This is a genomic window from Candidatus Kuenenia stuttgartiensis, from assembly GCF_900232105.1.
Classification (GTDB): Bacteria; Planctomycetota; Brocadiia; order Brocadiales; family Brocadiaceae; genus Kuenenia; species Kuenenia stuttgartiensis_A.
The window spans coordinates 1,454,328-1,480,317 of the sequence record NZ_LT934425.1 but is presented as its reverse complement, the minus strand read 5'-3'; the positions used below and the strand labels follow the sequence as shown (position 1 = coordinate 1,480,317).

14 protein-coding genes, 1 tRNA gene and 2 pseudogenes are annotated in these 25,990 nt (G+C 42.2%); 10 read left to right on the top strand and 7 right to left on the bottom strand.

What is annotated here, in order from left to right; translation table 11 throughout:
• Positions 1 to 148: 148 nt before the first annotated feature.
• The 4 genes and pseudogenes from KSMBR1_RS06705 to KSMBR1_RS06685 form a co-directional block, all read right to left on the bottom strand.
• Complete coding sequence (locus KSMBR1_RS06705) at positions 149 to 376, bottom strand: hypothetical protein (RefSeq protein WP_099324618.1); 228 nt, start codon at positions 374 to 376, stop codon at positions 149 to 151.
• Positions 363 to 635: pseudogene (locus KSMBR1_RS23250) on the bottom strand (BrnT family toxin). The gene KSMBR1_RS06705 and the pseudogene KSMBR1_RS23250 overlap by 14 nt, the downstream one beginning before the upstream one ends.
• 327 nt (positions 636 to 962) lie before the next feature.
• Positions 963 to 2,702, bottom strand: a complete 1,740-nt coding sequence (locus tag KSMBR1_RS06690; RefSeq protein ID WP_169703894.1) for a hybrid sensor histidine kinase/response regulator — start codon at positions 2,700 to 2,702, stop codon at positions 963 to 965.
• Positions 2,703 to 3,322: 620 nt separating this feature from the next.
• Positions 3,323 to 6,298 (bottom strand): CheR family methyltransferase, encoded by a 2,976-nt coding sequence (locus KSMBR1_RS06685; RefSeq protein WP_099324615.1) that lies wholly within the window; start codon positions 6,296 to 6,298, stop codon positions 3,323 to 3,325.
• Positions 6,299 to 7,144: 846 nt separating this feature from the next.
• On the opposite strand from KSMBR1_RS06685, the gene dapF reads away from it, so the two are divergent.
• Positions 7,145 to 7,978 (top strand): diaminopimelate epimerase, encoded by an 834-nt coding sequence (gene dapF, locus KSMBR1_RS06680; RefSeq protein ID WP_099324614.1) that lies wholly within the window; start codon positions 7,145 to 7,147, stop codon positions 7,976 to 7,978.
• 228 nt (positions 7,979 to 8,206) lie between these two features.
• The gene (locus KSMBR1_RS06675; RefSeq protein WP_157820427.1) at positions 8,207 to 8,974 is read left to right on the top strand and encodes a LolA family protein; all 768 of its coding nucleotides are present in this window, start codon (positions 8,207 to 8,209) and stop codon (positions 8,972 to 8,974) included.
• Here the strand turns inward: KSMBR1_RS06675 and rpiB are convergent.
• Both rpiB and KSMBR1_RS06665 read right to left on the bottom strand, forming a co-directional pair.
• On the bottom strand, positions 8,971 to 9,423 hold the full coding sequence (gene rpiB / locus KSMBR1_RS06670) for a ribose 5-phosphate isomerase B (protein WP_099326998.1): 453 nt from the start codon (positions 9,421 to 9,423) through the stop codon (positions 8,971 to 8,973). The two genes, KSMBR1_RS06675 and rpiB, sit on opposite strands and share 4 nt — an antisense overlap.
• A gap of 52 nt (positions 9,424 to 9,475) precedes the next feature.
• Positions 9,476 to 10,108 (bottom strand): L-threonylcarbamoyladenylate synthase, encoded by a 633-nt coding sequence (locus KSMBR1_RS06665; RefSeq protein WP_099324612.1) that lies wholly within the window; start codon positions 10,106 to 10,108, stop codon positions 9,476 to 9,478.
• Positions 10,109 to 10,817: 709 nt separating this feature from the next.
• Between KSMBR1_RS06665 and KSMBR1_RS06660 the strand changes: the two genes are divergently transcribed.
• The 5 genes from KSMBR1_RS06660 to KSMBR1_RS06640 all read left to right on the top strand — a co-directional run bounded on the left by KSMBR1_RS06660 (position 10,818) and on the right by KSMBR1_RS06640 (position 18,372).
• A complete protein-coding gene (locus tag KSMBR1_RS06660) occupies positions 10,818 to 12,530 on the top strand; it encodes a SpoIVB peptidase S55 domain-containing protein (RefSeq protein WP_157820426.1) in 1,713 nt (570 codons plus the stop codon).
• A 4-nt stretch (positions 12,531 to 12,534) separates the two neighbouring features.
• On the top strand, positions 12,535 to 14,775 hold the full coding sequence (locus KSMBR1_RS06655) for a ligand-binding sensor domain-containing protein (protein ID WP_157820425.1): 2,241 nt from the start codon (positions 12,535 to 12,537) through the stop codon (positions 14,773 to 14,775).
• A gap of 185 nt (positions 14,776 to 14,960) precedes the next feature.
• On the top strand, positions 14,961 to 16,298 hold the full coding sequence (locus KSMBR1_RS06650; RefSeq protein WP_099324609.1) for an IS1380-like element ISCku8 family transposase: 1,338 nt from the start codon (positions 14,961 to 14,963) through the stop codon (positions 16,296 to 16,298).
• Positions 16,299 to 16,571: 273 nt separating this feature from the next.
• Positions 16,572 to 16,649, top strand: a tRNA-Pro gene (locus tag KSMBR1_RS06645).
• A 244-nt stretch (positions 16,650 to 16,893) separates the two neighbouring features.
• Complete coding sequence (locus KSMBR1_RS06640) at positions 16,894 to 18,372, top strand: ISNCY-like element ISCku10 family transposase (RefSeq protein WP_070065843.1); 1,479 nt, start codon at positions 16,894 to 16,896, stop codon at positions 18,370 to 18,372.
• Between the two features lie 264 nt (positions 18,373 to 18,636).
• On the opposite strand, the gene KSMBR1_RS06635 is transcribed toward KSMBR1_RS06640, so the two are convergent.
• Positions 18,637 to 18,873 carry a hypothetical protein gene (locus KSMBR1_RS06635; RefSeq protein ID WP_164994257.1) on the bottom strand — a complete coding sequence of 79 codons (237 nt, stop codon included), beginning with the start codon at positions 18,871 to 18,873 and terminating at the stop codon, positions 18,637 to 18,639.
• A gap of 313 nt (positions 18,874 to 19,186) precedes the next feature.
• Between KSMBR1_RS06635 and KSMBR1_RS06630 the strand changes: the two genes are divergently transcribed.
• The 3 genes and pseudogenes from KSMBR1_RS06630 to KSMBR1_RS06620 all read left to right on the top strand — a co-directional run bounded on the left by KSMBR1_RS06630 (position 19,187) and on the right by KSMBR1_RS06620 (position 25,964).
• Positions 19,187 to 19,552 (top strand): hypothetical protein, encoded by a 366-nt coding sequence (locus KSMBR1_RS06630; RefSeq protein WP_099324607.1) that lies wholly within the window; start codon positions 19,187 to 19,189, stop codon positions 19,550 to 19,552.
• Between the two features lie 331 nt (positions 19,553 to 19,883).
• Positions 19,884 to 20,852, top strand: a pseudogene (locus KSMBR1_RS06625) (Rpn family recombination-promoting nuclease/putative transposase); the annotation flags it as partial.
• Between the two features lie 276 nt (positions 20,853 to 21,128).
• Entirely contained in the window at positions 21,129 to 25,964 is a 4,836-nt protein-coding gene (locus tag KSMBR1_RS06620; protein ID WP_099324605.1) for a glycosyltransferase, read from the top strand.
• Positions 25,965 to 25,990: the final 26 nt, after the last annotated feature.

Below are 25,990 nucleotides of genomic sequence, written 5' to 3'. Positions count from 1 at the left end.
AATAAAAAATACGAAATACGAAATACGAAATACGAAACAAATCCGAATTAACAAAGCATAAAATTCAAAACAAATCCAAAACATAGTAACACTTTAGTTTTTTGAAAAATTCCAATAATCGCAGTGTAGGAACGCAGCGGAATAGCGGTCAGGTGGAGCGCTTTGTAAGACCTGTCGATTGACGTGCTATTTTCATCAAACTACGCAGGGATTCATTGACCGAAGCGTCATCGGGAAATACTTCTGCCACATCAGGGCTTAGAAGAATAAGATTGGTCCCTTTTTTGTATTCATCGAAATATTTGCCCCTTATTCCCTTGCCCAAATCTTTCCGTTTGTACTCCTTACGCATTTCTTCAGGTTTAACCCTCTTCATATATTTTCCTTTCGTGTCTTGTTGCACTCCTTACGCTTATTATTCTTATTTTTCCATGCCGTTCCGTATGAACGACAACCAGCAATTGACTCTCTCTGGAATAGCCAAAAGTTAAGAATCTGTGCTCTCATATTGAATTGTCGGGATCGCTAAAAGTAATTGCCAATGGATCACCAAATACTGTTGCTGCCACATGAAAAGTTATGCCATGCTTTTTGAAGTTAGCATCTGATTTGCCGGGGTCCCAATCGAATTCCATGTGCTATTTTATCATTTATTTTTTGGTCTAAAATTTATTTTTCTCTTTGCTCTATTAATGTCGGCATTTTATGGTTTGCCATATTCGTTGTCAAACCAAAATCCATAGCATTGGCGCATCCATTCTTTTTTCCTATTCGAGCAAGCACAACCCTGACAGGGTTCAAAACCCTGTCAGGGTTTGATTCGAAGCCGGCACTTGTGAACGAGAGGAAAGTGGGCTTTCGGGCATTGTCTGGCATGTTATGATACAAACCTTGAAATTTCTAAACGTATATTCAGGGCGCGTTTCTTACCCGACGATATCATTTATGCAGGGATTGCAATATCAATCTCTTAATGAATCATTAATTGAGTGTAGCAGATTATCTAATTCGAATGGCTTGTTGATAACAAAATCCGCTTTTATCTTATTGCCCGGAAAGTCATCCGAAGCGTTCAGGAATCCTGTTATTATGCCGATCTTTGGTTTCTTAGCCATATCAGCTATTACATTCATAATATCCCACCCTGATATATCAGGCATGCCCAGGTCGCACAGCACGAGATCAAATTCATCCTTTTTTAGAAGATCCAACGCCCCGGCGCCATTATCGATAAAAACAACGTTATAGCCTTCTCCCGTAAGGAAGCTGCTCAATACTTTTCCAATAGTTGCTTCATCATCTACGATAAGGATGCCGTTTCTCAGTCCCCTTTTCTCTGGCGTCACTTTGCCAGGTTCATGATCACTCTTTGTAATACCCGGCGACTCCTTCGCTGCGGGAAAGCTTAGGATAAGGGTACTGCCTCTTTCCTTTTGACTTTGCGCCGCTATTTTGCCACCATGCCGTTTGACAGTCCCATAAACAATACTCATTCCCAATCCAGTGCCACGTTCCTTGGTGGTAAAAAAGGGGTCAAAGATTTTTGTCTGCGTTTCTTCGTCCATGCCAATGCCTGTATCTGAAATCTCCAAAACAACGCTTCCGTTTTCTTCCCTTGTAGAAAATGAAAGCGTTCCTCCCCCCGGCATGGCGTCAAAGGCATTCTTGATGATATTAATCAATACTTCCCGCAATTCCAAAGGATTGCCCATTATGCATGAAACGTGTTTAACACCATCCAAATTTATGGTATAGGCGATTCCTTCTCTCTCTGCACACTCCTTCCATCCCGGATGTGTAGAATCAATCGTGCTTTTTATCTCTTCACATAAGTCAATTGCTACAAACCAGTCACGATCTTCCTTTACTTTGGTAAATTTATTCATACGGCGAACAATTTCAGCGCCATCCTTGACAGAGCTGCGTATCAAACGCAACTCTTCCAGTAACTTCTCTCTGCCTTTATTTTCCCGCATCAACATCTGTATCTTTCCGTCTATGATTGCAAGGATATTGTTAAACCCGTGCGCGACGCCTGTTGTCATAATGCCCATTGATTCTAATTTCTTTGACTGCAGGAGTTCTTTTGTACGTACTTTTATTTGATACTCAAGCGTCTCATTTATTTCCTTCAGTTTTATCTGTGCCTCTATACGTGCTGAAATGTCGGTTATGATGATAAGATACTGGTTAATGTTATTTTTGGAATCCGGAATAGCACGGCTTTCAAGCTGCGCATGAAACGGTTGATCTCCTTTAAGCATCCTCAGTTCACAGGTTTCTTTGTTTCCCGTTTCAGACACCCTTTTACGATGCAGGTAAAAGAGATCGGCATCCTCTCTTACGATGTATTTAGACAGGGGTTTGTTTATCAGCGAATGCCGCTCCGCCCCCAACATAAAAGCACCTGCAAAGTTTACCTCATGGATGAAGCCTTTTTCATCAAGGGTAAAATATCCTACAGGGGCAAGGTCGTAAAGGTTTAAATACTTTTGCCTGGATTCTTCAAGCAGGGTTTGGGATTTGCGAAGTTCTTCCGCCTGCATTTCAAGCTCGATCTGATGAATCTGTAATTCATGGGCAAGTTTACGGACTTCCGCTTCCGAAAGGTTCTCGACTGGTATTGTATAGGGGTTGAGCTTTTCTAATGCTTTTCTGCGGAGTTCGGCGTCTGTTTTATTTTCGGGAGGCTTTTTTCCCATTTTTGCCATCCTTTATGAAATGTTGGTACGACAAAAAATAAAATGGTTATAAACCGGCAGAGTATTAACCCTGACAGGGTTAATACCTTCATTTTCAACGGTAGAGACAAGTTTGAAATCCTGTCTCTATGTTACTATTACCCCCCCTAATAATTGCTTTTTGCAATAAAGCGGGAATGCTCCCGTTGCTGTTCGTTCCTCATTTGAATATCTAAGCCAACTAAATTCATGTAGTGCGACGAGGTTCGTCGCACTACAAATGATAATTTACAGTATCAAAAGACTAAAGTGTTACTATAGTAACACTTTAGTCTTTTGAAAAATTCCCGGGATAGAAAAAATACCATGTAGCCCTGTTAGGGGCGGTCTGTTTGTAGCGCAATAAAATTCAATAAGGTAAATAGCTCCGTAGGAGCGACCTGTTCGTATTCAGGTAGACCTGTTTATATGGATTTACAAGAGACAGGTCGCTCCTAATTGCAGAGACAGGTTTCAAACCTGTCTCTACGATCTGTTATAATATCCTATTTTGCTACAAACAGGCTGCTCCTACGGAGCTTATAGGTAGTACATTTTTCAAAAAACTAAAGTGTTACTTACTATTTGTTTGGCTATATGTGCTACGTTCGCAACGGGTCAGTCAGGTCTTTTACAACGCATTGAACATATATATTTTTCGAGGTTTTTATAACAGTACTCATTAAGCACACGGGAACAATAACTCCATCAGGTCTTCGAATATTCATTTCCATAGAAACCGTTTCATTTTTCTTTGACAACCCTTGAAAGAATTCTGCCGGGTTCTTTGTCTTTTCCGGTGAAAAACAATCCCATATTTTGTACGTATGCTGCTCCTTAAGGCTTCTGCCGGTTTGTTCCTCAAATTTTTTATTATAATCCACGATAACGCCGCTTTCCGGATTAAAGAGCACAATGCCGAATAGCGAAGACTGATTCAACATGTCGAACCTACTCTCTATCAGGCGTAAAGCATCTTCTGTATTTTTAATTTTTGTAACGTCAATAAATGTGATAACTACGCCATCTATTACATTATCTACTGTGCGATAGGGCAAGATACGCATGTTATAAAACGCCTGCTCCTTTGTCTGTATCTGGCATTCTTTTTTGACCAGCGTTCTAAGCACTTCTGCCGAGTCATCCCTGAGGGTGTCCGTATTGAATTTTGCGGTGATGTCGCCTATCGAACGGCCAATATCCGACAGCAGCATATTAAAGAGTTTTGTCAGCATCGGGGTAAAACGGACAATATTCAGTTTCGTGTCAAGAAATATGGTTGCTATCTCAGTGCTTGCAAGGAGGTTGTTGAGGTCGTTATTGGAACGTGATAATTCATTTAACTTATTCTGCAGTTCCTCGTTTGTGGACTGCAATTCTTCATTGGTAGATTTCATCTCCTCATTCGAAGTTTCCAGTTCCTCGATGGTTGCCTGTAAATATTCCTTTGTCGATTTCAATTCTAATTCGAGTTTTGTAATCTGTGGGTCTTCTTTGCTGATTTTTAAGGAGGCCTTTCCTTTTTTCCGCGCTTTTTCAGCCGGTAATTTTTCATCAAAGATGATCATCGTCAGCCCTTCAGTTGCTATTCCGGTTTTAAGTGGCTTGACGGTCAGGTCAATCGTCAGGAAATGTTCATTGTCTCGTATCTTCACCTCTTTTTCTATGATAGTTTCTTTCCTTCTGGAAATTTTATGGAGAATGGCGCTCAGTTTATAACGCAGGTCTTCGTGCGCCATTTTTAATATATTGAAGGTGGGGACACCGGGTGGCGTTAGCAAGTATTTGTGTATATTGCCGTTAACATAAAGAATCTCATGTTTTTCATTGATCAGTGCAAACGACGGGGCATATTTGTTAAGAATCTCTCTTTCCGCAAGTTGAATAATATTGATTTCTCCGTAATCCTTTTTTTCTTCTTTCCGGTCTGATTGAAAGACTCCCTTCGTTGGCAAGGCAGGAAGATCCACGCCCTTTTCGATAACGCCGCTTTTACGTTTATAGATTTTCCATTTCGCATTTTCAGTTGAAAAAAGATCGGTAAAATTACCAATGGTTTCAGATGACCCGAGGAAAAGGTACCCATCCTTATTCAGGGTATAGTGAAAAACCGACAGTATCTTTTTTTGCAGCGAGGCGTCCATATAAATCAGCACGTTTCTGCATGATACAAGGTCTAGCCTGGAAAAAGGAGGATCCTTTATCAGACTTTGAGCGGCAAAAACCAGCATTTCGCGTATCCGTTTTTTTAGCTTGTAGGAGTTGTCTTCTTTTATAAAGAACTGTTTCAGCCGTTCTTTGGAGACGTCCGCGGCAATACTGTCAGGGTAGATACCCGCGCGCGCGAATTCGATGGCCGTCGAGTCTATATCGGTTGCAAATATCTGTACGTTACACTGCCGCTGTTTCTTTTCCATAATTTCCGCGATGAGTATGGCAATGGAATATGCCTCTTCGCCTGTGGCGCAGCCAGCCACCCAGACGCGTAAAGCACTGTTTGTCTGTTTTCTCTGTATGATCTCGGAGATTACCGTATTTTTCAGGAGATCAAAGGCGTCCTTGTCTCTGAAGAAATTGGTAACCCCTATGAGCAGGTCTTTGTAAAGAATTCCTATTTCAGCCGTATTTTCCCGGATATAACTGAGATAATCTGCAATTTTATCTATCTGATGAACGGCCATGCGTCTTTCAATCCTTCTCCGAATCGTATTTTGTTTATACTGGGAGAAATCCTGTCCTGTATGGTTGCGAATCTGCAGGAGTATTTTTGTTACATTGTTTTGATATTTTTCTTCCGTGGCGCCCGTTGACCTGACGCTATCAATATAGGGGTGTTTAATATATTTTAGCAGTTCTCCCGGCATTCTTTCCACTGGCAGGACAAGATCAACCGCACCGGTGTTTATCGCGCTTCTGGGCATGCTGTCATATTTTGCCTCGGTTTCGTCCTGCGCCATGGTCATTCCCCCTGCGCCCTTGATTGCTTTAAGCCCCAGGGTGCCGTCGGTGCCCGTTCCTGAAAGCACGATGCAGATGGCCTTTTCTCCCAGATCATCTGCAAGGGAACGAAAAAAGAAATCAATAGGCAGTCTGTAGGCATGTGGTTCAAGAGGTTGTATCAATTGAAAGGTCCGGTTCATAATAGCAACGTCCATCCCCGGAGTATTAAGATAAACGCAGTTTGGTAACGCCCGCATTCCATCGTTGATTTCCAGTATCTTCATTGTGGTATATTTATTTAGCAGTGTTGCCATAATGCTCTTGTATTTAGGCGCCAGATGCTGGATAACCACTACGGCAAGGTTGCTATTGTCAGGCATGTTGGAAAAGAAACCTTCGAGCGCCTCAAGCCCGCCGGCAGAAGCGCCGATTCCGACAATGGGGAATGTCATAGTTTGTTCTTTTATAACCTTTTCATCCCTTGCCGGTGCTATCGTTTTTGTTTTTGGCATAGCCGTTTTTGCTACGGTAGGTGTAACAGCTTTTTTGGCTTGGACTTTTGATTCCTTGGCGAGTGCCTCTTTTTTCCCAGTCTGCGCTGGCTTCTTTTTTTCAGCTTCAGTTTTTTTTCTCACCATGATCTATTGGGCTTCTGAAATGAATTATTTTGCTTGCATTGTTAGATAAAGACATTTTAAAAATCCATAGTTGGGTAATTGGGTGAATCGTAAGCAGGTAAGCAGGAGATGTCAATATAAATATATTGATGTATAGACGCACGGCCGTACGTCTGTCCTTTAACCACAAAGAGAGTCGTAGAGTTAAAGAGTTAACTCCTGAACTCCTAAACTTTACGTAAGCCTCATCTAATCAATGCCTTACGGTTATGCATTTTGAAAAACGAGCATAAAAAACAAAAGATTGGGGGATAGTAGTACGAAGGAAAACTTACAAAAAAAGGTAACATTTTAGTTTTTTGAAAAATTTATGGGATGGAAAAAATACCATGTAGCCCCGTTAGGGGCGGTCTGTTTGTAGCGCAATAGAATTCAATAGTGTAAATAGCTTCGTAGTAGCGGCCTGTCCGTATTCAGGCAGACCTGTTTAATATGGATTTACAAGAGACAGGTCGCTACTAATTGTAGAGACAGGTTTCAAACCTGTCTCTACGGTCTGTTATAATATCCTATTTTGCTACAAACAGGCTGTTTCTACGGAGCTTATAGGTAATACGTTTTTCAAAAGACTAAAATGTTACAAAAAAAGAAGTTTTTACATGGTAATACTATATAATATGAATACCATACTCAGTCCTCAGTTCTCAATCTGCAATTTGCCGACTGCCGACTGCCGACTGCCACGGTATAATAGAAAATCCCAATCCCCTTCAAGTCCCTTATGGAAAGGGGACGGAACTATTACAAAAAATGTTTGTATTGTACGAACGTTTATTCTCTTTAAAATAAAATTGTTTAAGGGTTATCATGAAATTCACAAAAATGCATGGAATAGGCAACGATTATGTTTATGTTAATTGTTTTCATGAAGTAGTTGAGGACCCCGTCGGGCTGTCAAAAAAAATAAGCGACCGGCACTTTGGAGTGGGGTCCGATGGGTTAATACTTATATTGCCGTCAGAGATAGCAGATTGTAAAATGCGTATCTTTAATGCGGATGGCAGTGAAGCGCAAATGTGCGGAAATGGAATCCGTTGTGTTGCAAAGTACGTTTACGATCATGCACTGGTCAGAAAGAACCCGCTTACAGTAGAAACGTTGGCAGGCATTAAAACCATTGAGCTGTATACGAAAAATGAAAGGGTCTGTAGCGCAAGGGTAAATATGGGAAGGCCGAAGCTGATGAGACCGGAAATACCAATGGTTGGCGCTGAAACGCAAGTAGTAGACGAAATGCTCGTGCTTAATGAAAATACTTCATTTCGGGTTACCTGCGTTTCCATGGGAAATCCTCATTGCGTAATCTTCGTTGATGATTTAAAGCAACTCCATATAGAAAAAGATGGAAAGGCAATTGAACACCATCGCGTCTTTCCCGAAAGGACAAATGTCCATTTTGTAAAGGTTCACCATCCGGGAGAGGTTACAATGGTCACCTGGGAGCGTGGATCGGGCATAACCCTGGCGTGCGGAACAGGCGCTTCTGCTGTTTGCGTTGCCGGCGTTCTTAACAACCTGACAGAACGTAAACTTTTGGCACACTTGCCAGGCGGGGATCTGGAACTGGAATGGGTGGAAGATGAAAATGTTTATATGACAGGCGCTGCTGCTGAAGTTTTTACGGGAGAATGGCTTTTATAGCAGCAGGAAAACAGTCTGCAGTCCTCAGTCCTCAATCGGCAATTTGCAGACTGTCGGCTGCAGAAGGAACAAGTAAATATTTTACCAATAAGCACGCACTGACGAATGGAAGTGTGCAAAGAAATTACTGATAAGGTACTAAAATCTGCAATGAAGTTATCTATAATTAAAAGTGTATTTCTTTTTGTCATCCTACTGTCCGGTTGCGCAGGCAGCAAATCAGCGATTATGCAAAGATCGATTTGGGAAGATACTTCTGCCATACTGAATAGCACGGGGGGGGAAGCGCAAAACCTTTCGGTACAACAAATAAAAGAGGTGTTAATTGACAACAACTCTAAACTTACTACGCTTCGGGCAAAGGCAAAAATAACCTTAACCGCGCCTGAATCAAAAGGGCCTGTTACATGCACCGGCCTGATAGTGTATGAAACGCCAAATCATCTGCGTGTCATTGGCTCAAAACTGGCGACTACCCTATTTGATATGTCTACCGACGGCAATACCTTTTGGATTTATGTCCCCTCGGAAAAAAAGGTTTACACAGGTTCCAGCAACGCCTTGCATAAAGTGAATTCATCAGGAATGGGCATTTCACCGAATGATATGGCAGGGTTATTTAATCTTAAAAATATTCTGGGCGGCGAGAGTACGGTATTGGAAATCTGGCCTTATTATTGGATCATTTACGCGATAGATACGAATGAAGGCAAAATAAATCTTAAAGGGAAATTGTTGATTAACAGGAGTAACACGGATACATTTCGATGTGAAACATTTAATCCGGACGGTTCTGTCCGGCTGCAGGCAGTATTTACCGATTATTCTGATTTCGATAGTTGCCGGCTGCCGCAAAGAATTGACGTCCGTTGGCCCACATACAATACCGCAATGGGCATCACGCTTTCTGATATCATTGTAAACAGCCAGCTTGACTCAAAAATATTCACCTTTACAATCCCAAATGGCGTGGAGGTAGTCCATATGGGGAATTAAATTCCGCCTCCATTTTCCAGTTCCACTATTTTCTCCAAACGGCGGGCGTGTCTTCCCCCTTCAAAAGGCGTTTCTAACCATAGTTTTACTTTTTGTTCCAAAAGTTCTTCGTCGATAATATCCGCACCGATGCACAGTACATTGGCATCATTATGCCGTCTGCTCATTTCTACCGTATAAAGATTGTGGCATAAAGTCGCCCTGACGCCCCTTACCTTGTTTGCTACAAGCGACATACCTATTCCGGTGCCGCAGATTAAAATACCCCTGTCGCATTCCCCGTGTCCCACCGAAAGCGCCGCCTTCATTCCAAAATCGGGGTAATCCACGGACTCCGATTTTGATGAAGTGCCAAAATCCGTTACGGAATGGCCTAATTCCTTCAATGTTACCTTAATACGTTCTTTAAAATCATACCCTCTGTGATCTGATGCTATTGCAATCTTCATTGTCGTTTCACAATCTTCCATAAAAAAATGTACAAAAAAATTATCCCGATTCTCAATATTTTTTAAGACAATTTCGAATAGTTGTTTCGGGAATAATGCCATGCCGAACGACCTCACATACTCCATCTTTTATTTTGACAACCGTTGAAGGCTCGTGTGATGGTGTTGGTCCGCCATCCAGTATGAAGTCGATTTCATCCTTAAAATATGCCGTTACTTGTGATGCATCCGTTGACGGCGGATGCCCTGAAGTGTTTGCGCTGGTAGTTGCTACCGGAATATTTGCGGTGCGGATTAAGTCTCTTGCGATGGCATTATCGGGCAATCTTACGCAAATGTCTGAGCCATCCTTCAGCGGAAAAATAATCGCTAAGGGACCCGGCCAAAAAGACTCCATCAACCTTTTTGCCACATCAGAAACAGCGCCCGCGTATAGTTCCACTTCCCCGATATCGGCAATCATCAGGGTCAGCCTCTTTTCTGCAGGCCTCTTCTTTGCCTCATAAAGCCGTTCGATAGCTTCTGGATTATCCTTATGAACGCCCAGGCCATATACGGTCTCCGTTGGGAAAGCCACTATCCCGCCGTTCCTCAAAGCTTTAGCAGCTATTTCAATAGATGTCCAGTAAAGGTCTTGATTTCGGACGTCAAGTATCTGTGTTATTTTGGAGGTGTTACAAGGCATAATATAAATCTACGTTCATAAATTTCAATATTTTGTAACACTTTAGTTTTTTGAAAAATTCCCGTTATAGAAAAAATACCATGTAGCCCCGTCAGGGGCAGTCTGTTTGTAGCGCAATAAAATTCAATAAGGTAAATAGCTCCGTAGGAGCGACCTGTCCGTATTCAGGCAGACCTGTTTAATATGGATTTACAAGAGACAGGTCGCTCCTAATTGCAGAGACAGGTTTCAAACCTGTCTCTACGATCTGTTATAATATTCTATTTTGCTACAAACAGGCTGCTCCTACGGAGCTTATAGGTAATACATTTTTCAAAAAACTAAAGTGTTACAATATTTTTAATCAAGCAATAAACAAACCCACCCCTAACCCCTCCTAAGAGGGGACTTGTCTATTCTCCTCCTGGGAGGGGTTAGAGGGGCGGGTAAAAATGAATGCCGTTGGGTTTATATCTTTTAAAATCCAACCTAACTTATGATTGCGGTTTTGCTGTGCTTTGAATAGATTATAATGTGAGAGTATAGTTTAAATGCTTAATCGGGGTATTTCAACTTCTTTTATAGCTTGACAATAAATTGTTAAATTTGGTAGAGTTTCCGCATGAAATCTCTATCGTTGAACAGGTATTTTTTATTCGTTTTTTTTGCGGCATCTGCCTTTTTTGCTTCGTTATCCAATCCTCAATCCCTCCTTGCACAGGAAAGTTTCATGGGTATCGACGAGATCAAGCCCGGGATGAAAGGGTTTGGTAAGACGGTATTTTCCGGTGATAGTATTGAAAATTTCAGCGTCGAGGTTTTAGGCGTCTTAAAAAATTGGGAAACAAAGGCAGATCTTATTCTGATCAAAATGACAGGTGGTCCTCTTGAAGAAACCGGCATCATTGCAGGTATGAGCGGAAGCCCTGTTTACATAGATAATCGTTTGATTGGCGCCGTCGCCTATGGGTGGAGTTTTTCAAAAGAAGCGATTGCCGGTGTGTCGCCAATAAATGAGATGAAAAGTACATTGTTCGATCTCCCTGAAGAAAATGGCAGTAAATTATTCCCCTCGCCCGAATGGGAGCTTCCATTACCGCCCGCAAATACCGGTGAAATAATACCGCAAACATCATTGCCAAAAATTCAGGATGAAGCGATAAACCATCCGGGACATGGGATAAAAATTGCGCCAATAATTTCTCCTTTAATAGTATCAGGGTTTTCAGGCAGGGCATTGGAAGAAATGAACCCTTTTTTTAGCGCGTACAATTTGTACCCCCTGCAAGGCGGAAGCTATGCAGCAACATCGGCGACATACCCAACCAGGCTGGTTCCAGGCGCATCGGTAGCCGCAGTGCTGATCAAAGGAGACCTGAATGCCGCTGTAGTGGGTACGGTTACGTATGTTGATGGCGATCAGGTACTTGCCTTCGGACACCCCTTTTTGCATGCGGGAACCACGAACATTCCGATGGCAACGGCGCATGTATTTGCAATCCTCAGCAGTCACTCCAATTCAGTAAAAATGGCGTCGCCGGTTGAAATAATCGGACAGATTAATCAGGACAGGAGATCGGGAGTTGCCGGTACTATTGGCACATTTTCCCGCATGATTCCCTGTCGCATAGCAGTTGACGGCACGCAAAACATTGAATATAGCTTCGAAATTGTGGACAACAAACTGCTCACACCGGTGCTTGTTTTAATGGCGGCTCAGGGCGCTGTTGCCGCCACCGAAAAAAAATTGGGTGAACGGTGCGTTGACATACAGCTTTTCGCAAAGATTGACGGATATGAGAAACCACTGATATTAAAAAACAGCTATTATGAATTTAACCAGACATGGTTCTCTATCGACGAAATTGCACAATGCTTTGCAATGGTTATCAACAATCAGTTTCAGGAAATTACCGTTCAGGAGATTGATCTGAAGATTAACATCCTGAATTTGCGGCAAACTGCGTCTATCGAAGCAATTCAGGCAAGAAATAACTATGTACGACCGGGAGATGAATTATCTTTGGACGTATTGCTAAAGCCTTACACCGGAAACGATATTTACAAGACAATTCAGATCAAAATCCCGGAAGACGTCCTCCCCGGTGACCTTCTTGAGATTACGGCATGCGATGCGAAATTCAGCAAATCATTGGATATGGGAAGGGCTGCAGGTAGGCATTTGCCTGTTAATTTTGAACAGCTTTTGGACGACGTCTGCGATATGGAAAGAAACAACAATCTCATTGTACGCGTCCTTCTCTCTAAAAATGGGTTAACCTATAAAGGAGAAGGTCTTCCTTCGCTTCCTCAATCCATTTTTTCTATTATGAATAATGTAGGTCAAAGCGGCATCGGACCTCTTATGGGGGAAATAATTACTAAGGTTCCGACTAAATATGTTCTTAACGGTAAACAAAGCATACACGTATTGGTTAAATAACATTATGAATACGATTCTATCATCGTGCAATCAAGTCATAGCCATATTCCTTTTTTCCTCTCTATCGATCCCCTTTGCAAACGCTACGACCACCCATACATGGTCACAATCCACTGAGTATGATTTTAAAAAAGGCGACTATCAGAACATTTCTATCCACAGCAAAGGGGAGCTATCTCTTTCCCCTCAAACAGAAACCATTCAGGGCATTGATAATACCTACGTATGGTCAATCGCCCAGGATGAACAAAGCCGCATATTCATTGGCGCCGGAGACCCGGCAACGGTTTACTCCATAAAAGACAATGCCGGAGCGGCAGAGATCTTCAGGTCGCCGGAATTATATGTGCAAAGTATTATTGCCGGCAAAGACGGTAATATATACGCCGGTACTGCGCCAAGGGGCATAATCTATAAAATCAGCAAAGAAGGGGAATGTTCGGTATTTTGCAGCCTGCCCGTTTCCTATATATGGGATATGGAAATAGACAGCAATTTCAATCTCATTGTGGCAACAGGAGATGAAGGCCTGTTGTTTAAAATCTCACCAGAAGGATGCCCGGATATTCTTTTCGATTCTCCGGAAACAAATCTTTTAGACGTCGTACTTGATAAAAACAATAACATATATGTAGCGACAGAACCAAATGGCCTTATATATAAAATAGACAACAACGGGAACGCTCATGTACTTTACGATGCGGAAGAGGAGGAAATACATTGTCTTGCCATTGATTATTCCGGCAATATATATGCGGGTACTGCGTCGGGCACACAGATGGCAATGCCTAAATCACCCATGGCAAAAACCGTCGGAGAAACAACGGTAATTGCATCTCCATTCAAAGAGGGAAAAGCCTGGGACCTTAATATTCCGGATGAACTAACTGTTACTAAAACGGCATATATTCAACAGAAAACACATCCTTCGCAGAGATCTGGACTGCAACACAAAACGATAGGAAGCCCGTTTAAACCAAATTATATTTACAAGATCACTGAAGAAGGGTTTGCGGAAAAAATTTTCGAGATAGAACAGGCATTCATTTTCGATATGGTGTTTGATGCAGAAGGAAATCTTTTTGTAGTTACTGGAAATGAATCCGCTATATATAAAATTTTTAGTGATGCCTCGTTTATCCGTATTGCGGCAGCAGAAGTTGGACAGTTGCTTTGTTGCCGGATTACTGACCGTAACGAATTATACGTCGGTTCTGGAAATGAGGGAAGGGTGTATAAGATATTGCCGGCATATGAGAAATCCGGCACATTCCTCTCGAATGTATTGGATACATCATCCCTGTCGTCATGGGGAAATATTTCATGGTCATGCGCAGAACCGCCATCGACTAAAATTACCATGGCCACCAGAACGGGAAATTCTGAAAAACCTGATGCAACCTGGAGTGACTGGTCATTGTCCGGAACCTCGCCTTGGGCAAAAATTACAAATTCCCCTGCCCGTTTTATTCAGTACAGGGCAACATTGCAAACGGAAAATGCAGCAATCTCCCCTTCTTTAAAGAGGGTCTCTTTGTCCTATCTGCCGAAAAACCAGCCGCCAAATATTATTATGTTTGAGATAGAAAAGGATATTCCTTCGCCGCAAAAACCTTCACAAGCAAAAAATGGTTCTTTAGCAGAAGCAACGTCTCAATTGCCATCCTCCCAAAAACCACACCATGAAATTGCACAGAAAAAGATTCTTTGGGAAATAGAGGATCCAAATAACGACACATTGCAGATTACGGTTTCCTACAAAGGCATGGACGAGTATACATGGAAAATACTTACTAAAAGTAATCAAAACAAGGGTTCGTATACATGGGATACCCTGCGCCTGCCGGACGGAAGGTATCAAATCAAATTAGAAGCCGGCGATTATCCGGATAATCCGCCGGAAACAGCACTTAGTTCTGAAGCAACATTGCAGCAGCCCTTGATAATTGATAATTCAAAACCTATAATCGCCGGGCCAATAACGGTTGATGTTACCCCGGAGGGAAGGGGTATTATCACCGGCTCTGCGCAGGACGAATACAGTGAGATAGTAAAGGTTCAATATGCTGTCGATGGGCAGGAATGGCTGCCCGCCAATCCCGTTGACGGGATTTTTGATTCCCTGCGGGAATCCTTTCGAATTACAACAGAACCTCTACTTCGGGGCAACTATACCGTTGTCATCAATGTCTTCGATCTTGCAGGAAATATTGCTGTAAAAAAAATAGTGCTTGAGGTAAAATAAAACTTCTTACAAACTCATGTCTGGAGTAGTTTTTTGAAAAAATTCCAATAATCGCAATGTTATACCTAAATCCTGCAAACAAGGCAAAGCCTTGTTGCAGGAATAGGATTGAAATGGTAGGATTTCCAAGGTATTCGGCGGTATATTGATAACAAAAAACACCTGAAAGGAGATTCACCATTTCGATGAAGAATATAGCAAAAAAATACAGCAAAAGACAACCGAAAATCAAGGCAGAGATGAGCGGGAAAGGCTTAACGGTACATGCAGGGCTTTTACCGGTATTGAATTTTATGGGTAAGCTGATGTTCCGGGAGAGAGTCCATGAAGCGGTCCATAAGGATCGTGGAGCAAATGCCCGGTATCAGTTTATCGATGCGGTACAAATGGTAGTGATAGGGTTGATAGCAGGGGCGACATCGATGGTAGAGGTGATGAAGGTGTGTACAGATGAGGTATTGAAGAAGATGTCCGGGTGGAAAGAGGTACCTGTAGATACTACGATAGGACGTATTATGAAGCTGGCGAGTCAGGGAGATATAGTGGAACTGACGGGGGTGATCCACCGGTTTAGGGGAAAGATATGGAAGCGTGCGGTGAGATCAGGCCATAAACTCAGGAGTGCTCTTTGCGAAGTATGGATAGATGTTGATTCTACCGTAGATGGTGTATATGGGAAACAGGAGGGTGCAGAGGTAGGATATAATCCGCACAAGAAGGGGCAGAAGGCGTATCATCCCTTAATGGCATTTATTGCAGAAACAAAGGAGGTATTACATAGTTGGTTCCGCTGTGGAAGCGCCTACACGAGTAACGGAGTAGTAGAGTTCATGAAGGAATGTATGGCGTACATGAATAAGGGGGTAAGGGTGGTATTTCGGGGAGACAGCGGTTTTTTTACCGGAGAATTACTTGAATACCTTGAGTCAATATTGGCGGGATATCTGATTAAGGTAAAGCTGAAGAATCTGGAAGGATTGCTTGAAGGGCAGAAATGGAATGAGGTGAAAGGGGAGCCAGGATGGGAACAGGCTGAATTTTGGTATCGATGTGCAGGGTGGGATCGTGCGAGACGTTTTGTGGCAGTGCGGCAATTGGTCAAAAGAGAAAAGAAATTAGTAGAAGTGTCCGTGTATGAGTATTTTTGTTACGTTACAACGGAGCGGTTAAGTCCGATGGAAGCGCATCGTTGTTATGGAAAGAGGGCTACCTGCGAGACTTTGATAGAAGAGAGTAAAGGACAGATGAATGCGGGGCACATACGTACGGGTGAATTTTTGGCCAATGCTGCGCTATTTCAGTGTGCGGTGTTAGCGTATAATCTTTTGAAGTGGATGGGATTGCTCAGTGGTGGAGTGATACAACAGTGGGAAGTAAAGACGATGAGACTGTGGTTAATCCGTGTGGCAGGGAAACTGGTGGAGAGAAGCCGGCAGATGACATTAAAATTGCCGGAGAAATTTCTCCATCAGGAGGAATGGGAAAAGTGGGAACGCATGTCACTGGATGTAGTTTTTCAGTAGAAAACCGACGTTGTATTTCGTTTTTTTAGTCTTTTGAGAGTGGTAAGTATACCGCAGATGGAGACAGTACATCCCTATCTTGATTTTCATTGCATCAGAGAGCACGTTTCCGACAATTTCCCATGTCTTTTTGTTTAAAGTAGTACAATAGCGCTACCACAATTGCTAAAAAACGGATATCTGTTATCGCTTTTTGCCAATCTTGGTAGTGGAAAATACTGATTTTCGCATTGCGAAAATCGTTTGCAGGATTTAGGTTATATATAAATGGTGCGGGGCGTGGCTCAGCTTGGCTAGAGCGCGACGTTCGGGACGTCGAGGTCGCTGGTTCAAATCCAGTCGCCCCGACCATTAAACAGGGATTATCACGGATATTAAAAAATACTAAATAGTGTCTGAACGAAAACGCTGTAAGCCTTGAAATACGTGGTAAAGGAGGTTGAAAGTATCTGCATGAAGGGTTGAAAGTATAGTGAGTAGATGTTAAACTTAGGGCGTAGAATAAGGGAAGCGAGGGTACCAAGGGGTGAAAAGAGACAAACATTCGCCCAAAACATCAGAAAAACAGAGTCATCAAAAGGAGAACTGCCACGCCATGAGAAAAAGATTCGAGCCGCAAAGGAGACTTGGAAGCACACCAATATCAGAGGTAGAAATTCCCGAAAAGAGCAGGGATGAGTTAGCGCCGATTTTGAGGGCATTACAATACATATTTGTTACAGAGGAATTACGAGAGGAAGTATTCAGGGTATTGGAAGCAAAGGTAAAGGGTGGGAAGAAAGAGACAGGGCGTAATGGTATGGAGTTATGGCAGATAATGGTAATAGGAGTGGTGAGATTGGGATTAGATGCGGATTATGACAGGTTGGAAGATATGGTGAATCACCATAGTCTGATTCGTCAGATAATGGGAGTAGATACCGTATTTGGGAGGGGTAAGAAGTATTCGCTGCAAAGCATCAAGGATAACGTAAGATTGCTCGATGAGGAGACGTTGGGGAAGATTAATGATGTGGTGGTAAAGGCAGGCCAGAGGCTGGCAAAGAACGGACGGGAGGAGAAGCTCCGCATAAAGACGGATACGTATGTGGTGGAGACAAACGTACATTTTCCTACGGACATGAATTTGCTGTGGGATGCGGGTAGGAAGTGCCTTGATGGGATAGAGGCATTTATAGAGGGAGGGGTATTGAACGGGAAAGGATGGAGAAAGGTAAAGAATTGGAGGAAAGAGCTAAAGAGTCTGATGAGGAGTAGTTCGAAAGCGGCAAGTGGTGGTGGAAACAAGAAAGAGGAGGCGGTTAAGAAGCAAGTAAAAGAGTATCTTGGATTAGCAAAGAGATTAAGTGAGAAGATAGGTGCGAGCATAATAGCGGTGTACGAAAAAATATTAACAACGGGTGCGGAAGAAATGCAGAAAGAGGCATTGGAGTCGATGGAATATTTTTATCAGATGCTGGAGAAGCACAGAGATTTGGTAGAGAGGAGAATTATCAAGGAAGAGCAAATACCGGTAGGGGAAAAGGTATATTCACTGTTTGAACCACACACAGAATGGTTGAGTAAAGGGAAGGCGAATAAGAGGGTGGAATTAGGCCACAATCTGGTGATAGCAAGTGACCAATGGGGGTTTATCGGATATCACCAAGTAGTGGAAAAAGAAGCAGATGTGGCGTTAATTCTGCCGTTAGCAGACAAGCTATTAAATTTGTTTGGTGAAGAAGAGATAGAAAGTATAAGTGCAGACAAGGGTTTTTACAAGAAGGAATACAAGGAACTGATAAGTCTTTATATACCGAAAGTGATCATACCGAAGAAAGGAAAAAGGAATAAGGCGGAGACAGAAGAAGAATCGGAGAGTACATTTAAAAAACTCAGGCACAAGCACTCAGCGGTGGAGTCAGATATTAACCGGTTAGAACATCATGGGCTGGACAGATGCTTAGACAAAGGGATAGAAGGATTTAAAAGATACTGCGCATTAGGAGTGCTGGCGGCAAATTTGCACACGATGGGGAGTATATTGCAGAAGAAAGTCCGGGAAGAAAAAGAAACAGTACGTAAGGCAGCGTAAAAACACTCTCGAATAAAAATCCATGAGGGATAGTATGTCCGGAGAACATGAAAAGATGGTAAAAACGAGGGAAATGAATAAAACAACCGTATCATAGATTAAAGCGTAGAAGAAAAAGTTGAAAAAGGGGCAATTTAAAAAAATTTAAATTTGCTCAGAGAAAGAATCTTGCATAAAAAAGATAGTTTTCGTTCAGACACTAAATAAGAGACGTTTGATAACAGCCACAATATTCGTAACTATTTGAATCCAAAAGAATAATAATCAGCAATTCATTTTGTTTACGGCAAGATAATAGTATTTATTATTTCCATATATACAATTAAAAACATTTTGTTTCTTTACTCCTGCCCCATGTTGATCTCCAATAGATTTTTCGGCTAATTTGTCCAGTTTCCAGGCAAGGATGTCTTCCTCAATTTGTCTGCCACATTCTTCAGCGTCAAATCTGTAAAACCATTTTTTGAATGTTGCAAGCGCTGAATGGCTAAGAACAACCATTAAGCCCATTCATTGGGAAGATTGTGCTTTAGTGCTTGATACCTATGAAAAGAAGAAGTATTTAATGCAGGGATGGTAAATGAGTATGCTGACAGGATGAATTTTTGGTAACACTTTAGTTTTTTGAAAATTGATACACATATTTTAGCTCAATATGGGTGGCACGGACAAACTCCGTTTGTCCGTGCCACCCAAAACTAAACTGCAACATATTTTCAAAAAGCTAAATTGTTACAATTTTTGAAGGCTTATAGAGAACAAGGGAAAAACAAGGGGAACAGATAACAGTTCGTCATAAACAGAGGGGGAAAAATTGAAGGAAGGAAAAAAAGAAAAGATTTCTGAAATGGTAGAGCATTTTGCAAGGGAATACCTCTCGCTGGGTGAAGATATTGAGCATAAGCAACAACTCTTAAATAGCGCTGCTACCGCATGGAACATAGCCTGCTTAAATGAACAGAAACGAGAAGAGGCAATAGAGAAATATCTGAAGGAATGGAAAAGGCTCAATCCTGCCAATGGAAAAGATATGTTGAAAGCAGTGGAAGAAGACCTTCGTTTATTGATAAAAAGAAAACTTGAATTATACCCGGATATCAAAAAACAAATAATAAACGTACACATTCAGGATGAACATGGGAAGAATCGCATTACGGTAGCATCAGTTACTTTGAAATAAATAAAAGTTTTCCACATGATCAAAGTCGGTACATCAGGCTTTTCCTTTCCCTATTGGGTACGCAACATTTCTTAAGAATGGGGAGGGGCATTCCCGATTTTTTGTTAACTAATTGTACATTGTACCACAAGCATCCTGCTTGTGGTATTTTACTCTCATGGTAGAATGGGGTCACATCTGGACTATTGACAATATTTACATGATATGTGTAATGTGAAACAATGGCAAGACAGGCAAGCATAGAAAAGGAGATGATATCCATGTGGCAAAATGGCTTTTACAGAAAAAACTAAGGGGGGTTACTTTTATGTAGGTTTTCAACCCACACGACAAATTCTTCAAAGAGACATTTTCCATACGGGAGAATGCAATCGATTTTCTTAGCGGGACGTTTCCTCCGGAAATTTTAAAAAAGCTGGATTTAGCCACTTTAACACAGGATAATAACTCATATATCGACGAGGAACTCAAAGAACATTTTTCAGACATTGTATACACCTGTTTCTGTAAAGACAAAGAACTCCGGATAACCCTTTTATTTGAGCATAAGAGTTATGCCGCAGTATGTCCATATCTTCAGTTGATGAAATACCTTTTAAAGATATGGGCAGCAAACAGCAAGCAGATGCAAAGGCTCATACCGGTAATTCCGGTAATATTGTATCATGGCAAAGAGACGTGGAAAGTCAGGCGATTCAGAGACTATTTTGAAGGGATAGACGAGGTATTTTTTAGATTTATACCGGAATTTGAATATCTGCTGACTGATCTGAGTTTCTACAGTAACGAGGAAATAAAGGACAAGGTATTTAGAAGGGTATCCCTTCAAATAACCATGTTATTAATGAGGAACATATATAATGACAAAATTCTGGGAGACAAGCTAAAGGCATTCTTTGAAATAGGGAAGCAGTATTTTGAAGAGGGTGAAGGATTAAAGTTTCTGGAAAGTGTGATCAGGTATTTGTACTATGCGTCGGATATAGAGGAAGAAAGGGTAATAGATACCCTAAAAGAGATATCGGAAGAAGGAGGTAGATTAAGCATGACAATAGCAGCCAGATTAATAGAAAAGGGCAAAATAGCCGGTAGGATGGAAGGCAGAGCGGAAGGTGAGAGGAAGGGGAGGATGGAGGGTCTGATAGAGGCGATAGAGATAGGTTTGGAACTAAAGTACGGAGTTGAAGGTCTAAGGCTTCTGAAGCGTATCGGGAAAATAGCAGCGATAGAGAAGCTGGAGTCAATAAAGGAAGCGGTGAAAATATCGAAGAATTTGGAAGAAATTGAAAAACTGCTCTAACAAGAAAAAGGTAACATTTTAGTTCTTTGAAAAATCCCAATAATCCCGAAGGGATGAAATGATTATAGAAATTATGCGAAAAACCCGTAATTAACCCCGAAGGGGTGATATAATTTTATCTGTGTTACCTTTCATAAAACACCTAACCGTGGCGATTATGTCATCCCTTCGGGATTAGGCGTGGTTTTACTGTGTTTTCTATAATCATATTACCCCTTTGGGGTTATCATTTTTCCCTGGAATTTTTCAAAAAACTAAAGTGTTACAGCAAATTTAATGACAAATAACAATGAAAACAAAAAGGTTCTCATGAATTCTTCATCCGTTTCACTCCATCAGAATGATAAAAAGTCAATAAGGTGTCATTCCCCGCAAGGCAATAAATCCGGCGTTATCTCCTCCATTATCATCCCGGTTTTCAATAAAGTCGAATATACAAAGAAATGTCTTGAAGCGTTATTCAAAAATACTCCTGGAGATATCTATGAGATTATTGTAGTAGATAATGCATCCTCTGATGAAACTCCGGAGTTTTTAAAGCGCATGATAAATAAGCTGGAGGTCATTACTAATCAGGAAAACATGGGCTTCACTAGTGCCTGCAATCAGGGTGCAAAGATTGCCAAAGGCAATTATCTGGTGTTTCTTAACAACGATACTGAACCACAACCAGGCTGGCTGGAATCGATGGTAAAACTTGCAGAATCCGACAGCAAAATCGGGATTGTGGGATCAAAACTTGTATACCCTGATGGACGTTTGCAGGAAGCCGGGGGCATTATATTCTGTGACGGCAGCGGCTCAAACTTCGGGCGCGGAGGCAATCCGTACGAAGAGGGTTTCAATGATGCCTGTGAGGTTGACTATTGTTCCGGGGCATGCCTGCTTGTACGAAAGGAGCTATTTGAAAATATCGGGGGGATGGACCATCGGTATAGTCCTGCCTATTATGAAGAAACCGATTTGTGCTTTGCGGCAAGGGAAAAAGGATATACCGTTATGTATGCACCCAATTCGGTTGTTATACATCATGAATCAATAACCGCAGGAGACGATACTTCTTCCGGTTTCAAAAAATATCTTGAAATCAACAGGATTAAGTTTGTTGAAAAGTGGAAAGACGCCCTTACACTTCAGGACCCTCCCCTGCGGGAAACGGGGATGCGTCCTGTTACCGCTGACAGAAAATGGCTTGGAAGAAGACACCTGCGGATATGGCCGTTCAAGAGTCATGAAAAACGGAACGGGAAGGTGTTGATCTTTTTGCCTCATAATCCGTTTCCGCCCAGAACCGGAGCGCATCGTCGTACGCTTTCCATTGTCGAGGCGTTCTACAGTATGAACTACGATATTACCCTGTTTGCTACAAGGATCTATCCTGACAATGAATGGCCAGAACAACTTGTTTCCGAAATGAGGAAACGGCGTATACAACTGTTTCTGTATGACGGTACAGCCAGTGATAAGAAATACATCGAAGAAAAGAAGGCGCTGAAAAAGAATTTTGTCGAATCGGGCATATTTATACCACCGGGTTTATGCCATGCATTGAGCGAGGTATGCCGTTCATTCGATCCTGATGTTGTCTGGGTCAACTATTCATATTATGCCGGTCTTGTAAGGAATACCGCCTTTTCGTCACGTATAAAACTGATAGAGGTTCATGACCTTGTGACTCTCAACAGGAAAATGGCCGATGCCCTTTTGGTGGATTTCAAAAACCAGAATTATGAACAAATTGCCAATATAGACTACTTTAGCAAACGGCAGTTATCAGCGGATGAATCTGAATACAAATATTATGACCTGTTTGACGGCACAATTGCACTTTCTGTATTTGAGCGCAATTGCATAAAGGCCAATACGGGACAAACAAAGCCGTTTTATATACCTATGGCTTATGAGCCGCAGCGCCTGAATAATACGTATTCCGGCTCACCCCTTTTTGCTATCGGTGACAATCTCTTTAATATGCAGGGGTATGCCTTTTTCGCGATGAAAATACTGCCCCGGTTGTTGAAGAATGAACCGCAATTTGAATTGCAAATAACAGGCGACGGCTCAAAACAGATACCATCAACCACTGGCATCCGTTCGAGAGGGTTTGTTGATGACGTCTCATCATTGTATCTGCATACGCCATTTACCATCTGCCCGCTTATCGGGGGTACCGGACAGCAGATAAAGATTGTGGAGTCTATGGCATACGGGGTGCCTGCGATAGCTCTTGCAAATATAGCGGCAAGCTCGCCGATAGAACATGGCGTCAACGGTTTCATAGCGGCAAACGAGGATGAATTCGAGAACTATGTAATGATGCTTTTCAGAGACCGGGATCTCTGCCGGAGGATGGGCGAGGCAGCCCGCAAAAAAATAGAGGCTGCCTTTTCCAAAACAATGCTGACCGGTACAATCCAAAATATAATTACTTACCTGAAGGCCGAAAAGTGTATGAAAAGGTTGAACCAATTTAAATCCTCTTTCAATGAGCAGTTCTGGAATCGGAACTACGAACGCGCATCCACACTTCTAATCCGGTGTGCTCCCGCTATAGGGGACGCCCTGTATCTGACTGCTATCGTCATGGAGATAAAGAAAAGATATCCCCATATCCGGATTTATTTGTCAGGAAATCATGTTGTAGAAGCCGTATTTCGTGGACATCAGGCCGTCTCCGCCTTTGTGCCGGATATTGTCAATAAAATTTCCGTCCCAAAAACCGACATTATAATCGATTACAATAACGTTATTGCCAACCTGCCTGAATATTACAACGGCATAGGCCTAATGGACATCATGGCAAACATTGCAGGCGTCAGGCTTGGACAAAGGGGAATCATATATACCATCACACCGGAAGAACGAGAATGGGCGCAAAAGGAGGTAAGGACATTTTCACCGTCAGGCGGCATGCTCATTGGCCTTCATTTTACCACTGATAAGGATATCAAGAGAAGTTATCCCCACGGGGAAAAGGTAATCTCGCTGTTGAGCAGGCAATTTGACGGGGCACGGTTTATCCTGTTCGGGAAGGATCCTCTTGCTAAGGAAAATCCTCTCGTTTATGACTGTACGTCCCGCCAGATTTCTTTAAGAAATCAGATCGCCATTTCTTCACATTGTAATGCATTCATAACCATCGATAGCGCATTTTTCCACATCGGACACAATTTTTGCTGCAAACCAACACTTTTAATATGCGGCCTTACAAGCCCTGAACTGTTAGGTAATCCTGCAACTGAATGTTTTACTCCAATACGAAATGAAGCACTCCCGTGTCTCTCATGTTACTGGAGAACCAAATGTAATATAGAATGTATGAACAACTTACTGCCGGAAGTGATCGTTGATGCATTTAAAAAAATGATGAATGATTCACCTAAAAAATTAAAATGGCAGCCATCATTGGAAACTGTTGAGGCCGGGATTTCACCAAATGAAGATTATGAACAAACGATTATCCGCAATCTAGTGAGTAAGAAAAAACCAATAAGGCTCGTATTGGATGACCCCCATCGTGTCTTGCCAGAGTATGTTGAGGAATGGAATGGGGTTGTAATAAAACGTGATTCCGGTAAAGCGGCTGCGGGCAAACCTGGCATTGTCTGGGAAGGCTCGCAGTTTGTCACTCACTCCCTGGCGCTTATTAACAGGGAACTCTGTTTACAACTTATCAGGGACGGCTACGAAGTTTCTTTGCTCCCTTACGAACCCGATCAGTTCGGTACTGAGGCTGACCCTCGTTTTAAAGCGCTTGCTGAGTGTATTAACAAACCGCTTACCGGCAAGATCGATATTCACGTCCGACACCATTGGCCGCCAAACCTTACCCCTCCACAGGAAGGACACTGGGTAATTATTCAACCGTGGGAATTTGGCAGCCTGCCTGAAGAATGGGTACGGGTATTTTCAGCACAAGTAGATGAGATGTGGGTACCCAGCAAGTATGTTCGACAGGTCTATATTGAAAGCGGCGTTCCTGCCGAAAGGGTTGTTGTTATACCAAACGGCATTAATCCTGAAAGGTTTCATCCGGATGCGAAACCGTATCAATTGACAACAAAGAAGAAATTCAGATTCTTATTTGTAGGCGGCACGATCTATCGAAAAGGCATCGACCTACTCCTGCAGGCATATCTCGAAACATTTAAGGATTCGGATGACGTCTGCCTTATCATAAAGGATATGGGGGGAAACTCGTTTTACGCAGGCCAAACCTTCCGGGAAGAAATCGAAAGGATACGACAGGCGAAAGGGGTCCCTGAGGTTGAATACATTGAGAAAATACTGTCCGAAGATGAAATCGTCGGGCTATATACCGCCTGCAATGCCTTCGTCCATCCATACCGCGGGGAGGGGTTCGGTTTGCCGATTTTAGAGGCAATGGCGTGCGGCATACCGGCAATTGTTACGAATGGCGGCGCCTGCCTCGACTTCTGCAATGAAAACAACAGTCTGTTGGTACAGGCAAACAAAAAGATATCAAAAGAGAAGAGGGTGGGAAACAGGCCAACGGTTGACAATCTGTGGTTTTACGAGGTCGATATTAATGACCTGAAGGCAAAGATGCGTTACGCCTATGAACATCCCGGGGAAATACGAACACTGGGGAAAGAAATTAGCCCTGATATCCGTAACAATTGGACATGGGAAATGTCGGCAAATAAAATCAAAGAACGTATCGAATATTTGAGAAAAGTACCTGTACTTCGTTATACCAAAGACAACCTCTGTCGCCAAACATCCAGTATTTCTGGAGAGATGGAATTATTGAACAAGGCAGATGGGTTATTTCAGAAAGGTGCATATCAGGAGTCCATTGACGCCTATAAAAGAGCCATAGAATACCATCCCGTTTTTTTCGATGCATATAATAATCTTGGTCTTGTTTATGCGAGCATTGATAAACCGGATGAGGCGATTTCAATTCTTAAAAAGGCTATTGAATTAAACGGCAAAGAAGCCTCTGTGTTCAATAATTTAGGCGTACTCTATTACAAGAAAAAGATGCACGGCGAAGCAAGGCGCTGTTTTGAAAAGGCATTAGCGATAGATGCCGGCTATAAAGAGGCACGACAAAATCTTGAAAAGGTAGCGAAGCTTCTTTCTTAAGGTTGTACTTTATACCAATGGAACCG